Here is a 9,320-nt window from a genome sequence, read left to right on the forward strand (position 1 = left end):
TGATGTCCGCATGAGCGAGAAGCCATATTCGTTTTTAATTCTTCAATCGTTTGACGCATCGAACGAATGCCAAATGTATATTGAATAAAGGTAAGTTTAATCAAGATCACGGGATCAATACTTGGGCGTCCAACTGCGGAATATGTTTCTTCCACTAAATCATAAATGAAAGAGAAATCAATCGCTGCCTCCATTTTTCGGACTAAATGATTTTCGGGAACCAACTGGTCTAAAGCGATCATTTCTACTTGATCACGTTGAATGGAATTATGTTTTGAAAGCATCTTCATCACCCCAAGTATTATTTCTATTTATATTTTAAAACAAAAAAGACTGTAGGCAAGCTCGATCTTCATCGAGTTTGTCTACAGTCTGGAGCACTACTTTGTAGTGCTTGTTTCTGTAAAAAAAGGAGGCCATGGAATGAGAGTTGTAACAGTAGGAGATAACTGCATGGATGTCTATCAAACTAGCGGGGAGGCATATCCTGGTGGGAACCCTGTAAATGTCAGTGTATATTTAAAAAATCTTGGGGCTGAAACAGCATATGTCGGTTGGGTCGGATCCGATCAATATGGCGATACCATGATCCAAGCGATTCAAAGTAAAGGGGTGGATCCTTCTCGTATCACAATAAAAGAAGGAAAAACAGCCGTTACCTTTGTTGAATTAGTAGATAATGATCGTCGCTTTGGGGACTATGATGAGGGTGTTATGGCTTCTTTTTCCTTAACGAAAGAAGATCTTGATTTTATTCAAACCTTCGATTCTGTACATGCCGGTATTTGGGGGCATACAGAGGAGTATTACCCTATTTTTAAAGAAAAAGGAATGCTTACATTCTTTGATTTTTCCGATCAATTGAATCATAGTCTTGTAAAAACACTGCCAGCTTTCGTTGACTACCCATTTTTTTCTTATACAAAAGATGATGCGTATATTAGAAGCTTTTTAAAAGAAGTGCATGCGTTAGGTTCCAAAGTAGCCGTGGCAACATTAGGAGAAAATGGGTCCCTAGCGTATGATGGGGAGCAATTTTTTACATGTGGGGTGTTGGAAACGAATGTTGTCGATACGATGGGGGCAGGGGATTCTTTTATTGCCGGTTTCATTTTTGGAACACATAAGGGATGCTCTATTCAAGAGTGCTTGAAATTAGGTTCAGAGACTGCTGCAAAAACGATAAGATATTTTGGGGCATGGTGACGAATATTGGAAATCAATGTATAATGGTGTATATACCTTGATGGAAAAGGACGAATTTTAGATGAAATTAAATCCTTCAACACCCCAGCCATTATACATGCAGATTCGGCAAATGTTAAAAAACGATATTCAAAATGGGACATATCAACCGGAAGAACAGATTCCTACAGAAGCAGAACTTTGTGAAATTTATAATGTAAGCCGTATCACCATTCGTAAGGCTATAGAAGAACTGGTGAAGGATGGTACGCTGACACGTATTCCACGAAGAGGAACTTTTGTTGCCACTAATAAGTTTCAAAATGAATTGCTATCTGTAAGCGGTTTCTCGGAGTTTAGTCATCAATTAGGGATGATCCCAAATTCACGCATTTTACGCAGTGACGTAATCCCTGCGACGAAAGAAGTTGCTGAACGACTGAAAGTAGAAGAGGGAAGTCCCATTCTCGAACTGGAACGACTTATGTATGTAAACGATCGGCCCCTTTTCTACGATATTGCCCATTACTCGTTAATTCACTTTCCGAATTTGGAAAAGAAAATCGCGGGAGATGAATCAACCTATAAGATACTTCATGAAGAATATGGTACAGAAATCGTTAGCAATGACAAAATTATTGACGTAATCGGAGCAACTCCTGAATATGCTAAGTTATTAGAATGCGATATTGGGGCAAATCTATTTCGAATTTTAAAGATTGCCTTTGATTCTAACGATGAGCCTGTTCACCTTTCTACTTTTATGTGTGAAACCAATAGAGTTACTTTGACCGTACATCGTGCGAAATAGGGAAGACAAGTGGAACTGCACTGGCTTCCCTATTTTTTATTTGGAACTTCCCCTGATTATGAGAACTGCATGAAAAAAGGGTGGAACTGCATGAGTTGGCACCTCAACTGCACCAGATCTGCGAGGAACTGCATGACTTTTAAAGGAAACTGCACAATTAACAAGTACACTATTTCCAAATGCCTACTCTCAACTAGGAGTTTTGTATGAATTTTACAATCCCCTTCTTCTTATTGTAGACAGATATTTCTGAATATAATATGCTCTTGGTGTAGCTTATTAAAGTCATTTTAAAAAGTGGTGAATACTTTATACGATTTTCAATCATCTTGAAACCATCCTTTTCTGGCATTAGGGAGGTGAATTCAGTCGGTTAAGTTGAGTACTTTTTAAAGTTACTTGAAAAAGGTGAAAGGAGCAGGGGATATGAAAAGAAAGCCAATGAAAAAAATTCTTTTAAGTGCATTATCGCTTGTATTGATGACGAGTGTTCCCATCATGCCAAAAACAGCTGTACATGCGGCTGGCAATGATGCAACGAAAACAGATTTCTTTTCCTCTTTTGAGAAATCAGAACCGCAGCTTGATTGGGTGAATACCGTGGAAACGGATCAAAATGGGAAGAAAATGACCGAAGGAATTGATGGAAATGTAAAGCGCGATTCCATTCTTGGAGATATTACAGATAAGGTCGTGGAAGTAAATGCAAGCGCTAACAATCCGCCAAACGAAGTAGATACGAAATTAATTGATGGGGATCCGACAACAAAATGGCTGGCATTCGAGAAAACGGCAAATATCGTGTTTAAGTTTTCGGAACCAGTAACCGTTGTGAAATATGCTTTAACATCTGCGAACGATTTTGAAGGAAGAGATCCTCAAGATTGGACTCTTTATGGTTCTAAGGATGGATCTACCTGGACTGCTTTAGATTCAAGAAAAGGGGAAGATTTTAAGGATCGTTTCCAACGAAAAATTTATGATTTTTCCAATACAACTGCTTACCAATACTACAAAATGGACATTACCAAGAACTCCGGTGACAGTATTACACAGCTTGCGGAGGTTGCTTTTTCAAATGGAATCGAGGTTCCAGATCCGCCGCCAGGAGATATGAAGTCACAGATAGGCAAAGGACCGACATCCTCCTATACGGCTAAATCAAATGTAGGATGGACAGGATTAGGAGCACTAATGTATTCCGGAACCCATCTTACAAAAGGCAGAGCCTATTCTTATAACAAAATATATGATGTCGACATCCCAGTAACGAAAAATTCAGAGCTCTCCTATTATATCGCCCCAGAATTTACAGATAAAAATCATAATGACTACTCCAGCACATACGCATCCATAGATTTAGCATTCTCAGATGGAACCTATCTTCATGATTTAAAAGCCACAGACCAGCATGGGGTAGGACTAAACCCGAAAGACCAAGGAGATTCAAAATATTTATATGTGAACCAATGGAATTTTATCAAATCCAAGATTGGCGATGTAGCAGCGGGCAAAACGATTAAAAGAATTCTTGTTGCTTACGATAACCCGAAAGGACCTGGTGCTTTCAGAGGAAGTATCGACGATGTAAAAATTGAAGGGAATCCGGTTGCAAAAAAATATGACGCAGTTTCTGATTATGTCAATATCCTTAGAGGGACACAATCGAACGGTACTTTCTCACGCGGAAATAACTTCCCAGCCGTAGCGGTTCCGCATGGGTTTAACTTCTGGACACCGACTACGAATGCAGGATCAGATTGGATCTATCAATACAATGAAAGTAATAATGCGGATAATCTTCCGCAAATTCAAGCTTTTGCCCTTAGCCATGAGCCAAGCCCATGGATGGGGAATCGCCAAACCTTTCAGGTGATGCCATCCGATTCTAGTGCAGATAAACCAAATGCTAGCCGTTCGGCACGTGCATTGGCTTTTAAACATTCAAATGAAATTGCTAAGCCTCATTATTATAGCGTCAAATTTGAAAACGGAATTCAGACGGAAATGACACCGACAGATCATGCAGCGATGTTTAAATTTACTTTTACTGGAGACACCTCCAATCTTATTTTTGACAATGTGAACAATAATGGCGGTCTCACGATTAATCAGGAAACGGGTGAAGTCACTGGCTACTCCGATGTAAAAAGCGGTTTATCAACGGGAGCTACAAGGCTTTTCGTATATGCCACATTTGATAAACCTATTGTAAAAAGCGGAAAGCTGACAGGTGGCGGCGGAAACAATGTGACTGGATTTGTTCGCTTTGATTCTGCTAAGGACAAAGTGGTAACGATGAAAATTGCTACTTCCTTAATTAGTGTCGATCAGGCTAAGAAAAACCTGGAACAGGAAATTGGTCCAAATGATACATTTAATAGTGTAAAAGACAGAGCGCAAAAACAATGGGATCAACAGTTAAGCACTATTGAAGTGGAAGGGGCAAAGGAGGATCAGTTAGTAACCCTTTACTCTAATATGTATCGCTTATTCTTGTATCCAAACTCAGCCTTTGAAAATGTAGGTACTAATGACAATCCAGAGTATAAATACGCAAGTCCATATTCAGCAGCGACTGGACAAAATACGGAGACGAAGACTGGCGCCAAGATTGTTGATGGAAAGACCTATGTAAATAACGGTTTTTGGGATACTTATCGAACTGCTTGGCCAGCTTATTCGTTGTTAACTCCGACCATTGCCGGGGAATTGATTGACGGATTTGTTCAGCAATATCGGGATGGTGGCTGGATTGCACGATGGTCTTCACCAGGTTATGCAAATTTAATGCCGGGAACTAGCTCGGATATCGCGTTTGCAGATGCTTATTTAAAAGGTGTTACGAATTTTGATGTGAAGAGTTTTTATCAATCTGCCATTAAAAATGCTGAAGTGGTGAGTCCAAATGCGGGTACAGGGAGAAAAGGATTAACAACCTCCATATTTGACGGTTACACCAATACTTCAACAGGTGAAGGCTTGGCATGGGCAATGGATGGCTATATCAATGATTTCGGTATTGCCAATTTAGCAAAGGCACTAAGCGAAAAAGGCGATAAGAACGATCCGTACCAAGCGAACTATGCAGCAGATTATCAATATTTTATCAATCGTGCTCAAAACTATGTGAATATGTTTAATCCGGCAATTGGATTTTTCAACGGTCGAACAGCAAATGGAGCATGGAGATCTACTGCAGATAATTTTAATCCGGCAGTTTGGGGCTATGATTATACTGAAACCAATGCATGGAATATGGCGTTCCATGTGCCGCAAGACGGACAGGGGCTAGCTAATTTATATGGTGGAAAAGAAGCATTGGCTGGTAAACTTGATGAATTTTTTAACACACCGGAAACCGGACTATATCCGGGATCCTATGGTGGAACCATTCATGAAATGAGAGAAGCACGTGATGTCCGCATGGGCATGTACGGCCATAGCAATCAGCCTGCACACCATATTATTTACATGTATGATTATGCTGGTCAGCCATGGAAGACACAGGAATTAGTTCGGGAGGTTCTCGATCGCTTGTATATTGGAAGTGAAATCGGCCAAGGGTATGCAGGGGATGAAGATAACGGAGAAATGTCCGCATGGTATATCTTCAGTTCACTAGGTTTCTATCCTTTGAAGATGGGAACTCCGGAATATGCGATTGGTGCACCTTTATTTAAAAAGGCTACCGTTCATCTTGAAAATGGAAAATCGATCGTGATTAATGCACCAAACAATAGCAAGGAGAACAAGTATGTGCAAGGTGTGAAGGTAAATGGAAAAGCGTACGATAAAACTTCCATCTTACATGCGGACCTTGTGAAGGGTGCTGTCATTGATTTTGATATGGGACCAAAGCCATCGAAATGGGGCAGTGGAGATCAGGATGTTCCTCAATCCATTACTTCCGGATTGACGGATGGAACAACGCTAAAAGCACTTCCATTAAGAGACATGACGGATCATTTGTTAGCGGATGGCAAGGGGAAAGTATCTGACAAGGGTGAGGTATTGTTTGATAATAATTCTAATACCCAGGTGACATTGGATAGCAAAACGCCAACAGTAGATTATGAATTTAAGGAAGGCAAACAGCTGGTAAAAATGTACACCGTAACGTCTTCCAGTTCGGGGGCAGAGAAGGATCCGAAATCATGGGTATTAAAAGGGTCCAATGATGGAGAGAACTGGACCGTACTAGATGATCGGAAGAATGAGACCTTCCAATGGCGCTTATATACTAGAGCATTTGTGATCAAAAATCCTGGGAAATACGCTTATTATAAACTCGAAGTTAAGGAAAACGGCGGAGCGGACAGCACTTCATTAGCAGAATTAGAGCTGCTTGGTTATGACGATCTAACAGCTAGCTATGACTCAGTGCAAAAATTAATCGACGACTTGAAATCAGAAAAAGAAATCACAGGACCAATGGTTGTCCAACTAACCAACAGTCTAAAGAGCTCGCTTGATCATTATAAAAAAGAGCATAAAGATCAGGCTATCAAACACCTTGATGATTTCATCAAACACTTGAATAACAAAGGCTTACAGGACAGTATCTCTGCAAAAGCAAAGAAGGTTTTATCTGCAGATGCTAATCAGTTGATTGTTTTACTAAATCGGGAATAAAGAGTTTGCTTTAGGAAGAAGAGCCAGTTTTGCGTGGGAAGGCAGGCTGGTTCTTCCGTCTTTTTTGAAAAGGAATAGTTCAAAAGTGGAAATGTCCGTTCTTTCAATCGGTAATGTATGTTTGTAAAAAACTGTTTGGAGGCTTTTATTATTAAGAGAAGGACTTGATGAAGGACAGCTTGGCTTAAAATAACAGGAAAGTTGTCCTTCATTACTCTAATGAAGGACAAGTTTGAAGGGGAAATATATATAGATGTCCTTCATAGTGGTAATGAAGGACAAGTTGGAAGGAAAAATAAGTACAGATGTCCTTCATAGTGGTAATGAAGGACAAGTTAGAAAGAAAAATAAATACAGATGTCCTTCATAAGTGAGATGAAGAACAGTTATGTATAAAATGACAGGCAAGTTGTCCTTCAACGCCTCAATGAAGGACGGGGTTGAAGGAAAAATAAGTACAGCTGTCCTTCATAAGTGAGATGAAGGACACTGTCGCTGAAAAACAAAAGAGTCGCGTCTTTCATTGACACACTGATCGGTCCATAAATGATAAAATTCGCCGCGCTGTCTTTATAAAGGTTCAAAAGGCCAAGAGGAAGAAAAAATCGAAGCCCAATGTCCTTTATAAAGGATCAAAAGACCAAGAGCGTGAAAAAAGCCAAGTCCAATGTCCTTTATAAGGGTTCAAAAGGCCAAGAGGAAGAAAAAATCGAAGCCCAATGTCCTTTATAAAGGGTCAAAAGACCAAGAGCGGGAAAAAAGCCGAGTCCAATGTCCTTATAAGGACTCAAGAGACCAAATGGAAGGAACAACCCCCGTGTACTGTCTGTAAGTAGCTGCAAAAAGGACAATTGGAACAATCCAATTCCTTGTATGATCCTTTTATGGTTTAACAAAAGATTTGAACAGTTTTTTTATAACCATTCTCCTAGAAACAGTTTTATTTGCGTGCCTCTCCCCATTTAAGCTAGACGAACCTTATGAAATAGAAAATAAGAACTCAAAAAGGGGACGGTTTTGGTGCTTCAAGTAAATGGAAGTAGCAGAACCGTCCCTGCGTTTCTTGTGGTATGATCATAAATAACCAGTACACGTAAGAGGTATGAACGATGAAAGAATATGTAGAACAAAACCTGAAAAATGTAAATACAACAAAAGTCCTTGATTTTATACGAAAAAAGAGCAAAGTGACAAAGGCCGAATTAGCGGAAGAAACAAACCTCACCTTTGCAGCTATCTCCAATATAATCAATGGATTAATGAAGGCGGGAATGATTAAAGAATGTGGGGAAGGGGCATCAAGCGGCGGCAGAAAGCCACTTCTTTATGAATTAAATTCCGAAGCATTATATGTTGTAGGTATTGATGTGTCCATTGACGAACAGATAAGATTTGGCTTATTTACGTTCGATACTGTTTTAGTATATGAATTATGTATGGATCCACCTGCGGTAAAAGGTCCCGATGAATATATTAAGATAATTAAAAATGGTTTGAAGACCCTTGTTGATCATGAAAAAATCGATTACCAAAAAATTTTAGGGATAGGGGTTTCGATTCCGGGTCCAATTAATACAACAACTGGAGAGGTTGTTTCCCCGCCTAATTTGCCTCTTTGGAGAAATGTTCCATTAAAGAGAATGCTAGAAAAAGAACTTCATATTCCTATTAAAATTGAAAAGGACGCCAATCTATCTGCGTTGGGCGAGAAATGGTTCGGAGCGGGAAAAGAGGTTAACAATTTAGTCTATTTATTCGTAGGAGAAGGAATCGGCAGCGGGGTTATTTTAAATGGAACATTAATAGGGAATAGTGAAATTGGACATTGCACCATTGACAGTGCCGGCCCACGCTGCAATTGCGGAAACTATGGATGCTTAGAATTAAAAGCTTCCGGACTAGCGATTGTGAAAAAGGTCAAGGAAGGACTGCAGCTAGGTTATCCATCCAATTATCCGTATCCAAAAAGCGAACAAATTTCCTTCTCCAATGTTTTGAAGGCAATTGAAAGCAATGATCCCTTTACTTTAAAAATAGTAGAGGAAGCCGCCAACTATTTAGGCATTGGTTTAACCAACGTTATCAATAATTTTAACCCTGATCTCATCATTATCGGCGGCAAACTCCCTGAAAAATATGAGAGAATGATTGAATTATCAGCGGGAATTGCCAGAAATCGAGCGTTTGAAGTATTTCAAAAGAAGCTGTCTATTATTCCAGGAAAATTAAAAGAACGATCTATCATAATGGGGGCAGCCGCACTGGTGTTAGAGGATGTTTTTGGGGAGTAGGGATGAGGGACCGGATTCTCTAACCCCCAACTGGAATTTGTTATACCGCTCTATACTTTTGTGCAATGGCCTGAAACTTGTAATGAACCGGGTTGGCCCCCTTATTTTAGACACATACTCCTATTATCTTTCTTTTTCGCAGTATTTTATTTTTTTGTTTAAGATGGAAATTGCCCCCTCTGTCTTCGCTAATTTTGTGATAGTATCATATCGACTTGACATGGAGCCTCTTCGCGCATGATTCTCTATCCAGGAACCCAGCCTCTTAAGAAGCTGTATTCACCAACTAGGTTATCATGCGCTGCTCCATATCAAGTCGTGCTCCTAATTCGTTCTGCTTTTATACCAAATAAGGGGCCAATTTCCTCTCATCCTATTCTCACTACAAATTAATAACC

5 protein-coding genes are annotated in these 9,320 nt (G+C 39.8%); 4 read left to right on the top strand and 1 reads right to left on the bottom strand.

Going from position 1 to position 9,320, the window contains the following annotated elements:
* The coding region (locus tag AN964_RS04315; RefSeq protein ID WP_161809210.1) for a transposase at positions 1-284 on the bottom strand (284 nt) is incomplete at its 3' end.
* A gap of 139 nt (positions 285-423) precedes the next feature.
* Between AN964_RS04315 and frlD the strand changes: the two genes are divergently transcribed.
* From frlD to AN964_RS04335, 4 genes are all read left to right on the top strand, one after another.
* A complete protein-coding gene (frlD, locus tag AN964_RS04320) occupies positions 424-1,206 on the top strand; it encodes a fructoselysine 6-kinase (protein WP_055738527.1) in 783 nt (260 codons plus the stop codon).
* 61 nt (positions 1,207-1,267) lie between these two features.
* A complete protein-coding gene (locus AN964_RS04325) occupies positions 1,268-1,996 on the top strand; it encodes a GntR family transcriptional regulator (RefSeq protein ID WP_055738528.1) in 729 nt (242 codons plus the stop codon).
* Between the two features lie 426 nt (positions 1,997-2,422).
* Positions 2,423-6,631, top strand: a complete 4,209-nt coding sequence (locus AN964_RS04330) for a GH92 family glycosyl hydrolase (RefSeq protein ID WP_235950829.1) — start codon at positions 2,423-2,425, stop codon at positions 6,629-6,631.
* Positions 6,632-7,740: 1,109 nt separating this feature from the next.
* A complete protein-coding gene (locus tag AN964_RS04335; protein ID WP_055738529.1) occupies positions 7,741-8,922 on the top strand; it encodes an ROK family transcriptional regulator in 1,182 nt (393 codons plus the stop codon).
* The last annotated feature ends 398 nt before the right edge of the window (positions 8,923-9,320 follow it).

It is taken from the genome of Heyndrickxia shackletonii, from assembly GCF_001420715.1.
GTDB lineage: Bacteria > Bacillota > Bacilli > Bacillales > Bacillaceae_C > Margalitia > Margalitia shackletonii.

Coding starts and splice junctions, on each gene's coding strand:
- frlD (WP_055738527.1), top strand. CDS start 424: ATGAGAGTTGTAACAGTAGGAGATAACTGCATGGATGTCTATCAAACT.
- AN964_RS04330 (WP_235950829.1), top strand. CDS start 2,423: ATGAAAAGAAAGCCAATGAAAAAAATTCTTTTAAGTGCATTATCGCTT.
- AN964_RS04325 (WP_055738528.1), top strand. CDS start 1,268: ATGAAATTAAATCCTTCAACACCCCAGCCATTATACATGCAGATTCGG.
- AN964_RS04335 (WP_055738529.1), top strand. CDS start 7,741: ATGAAAGAATATGTAGAACAAAACCTGAAAAATGTAAATACAACAAAA.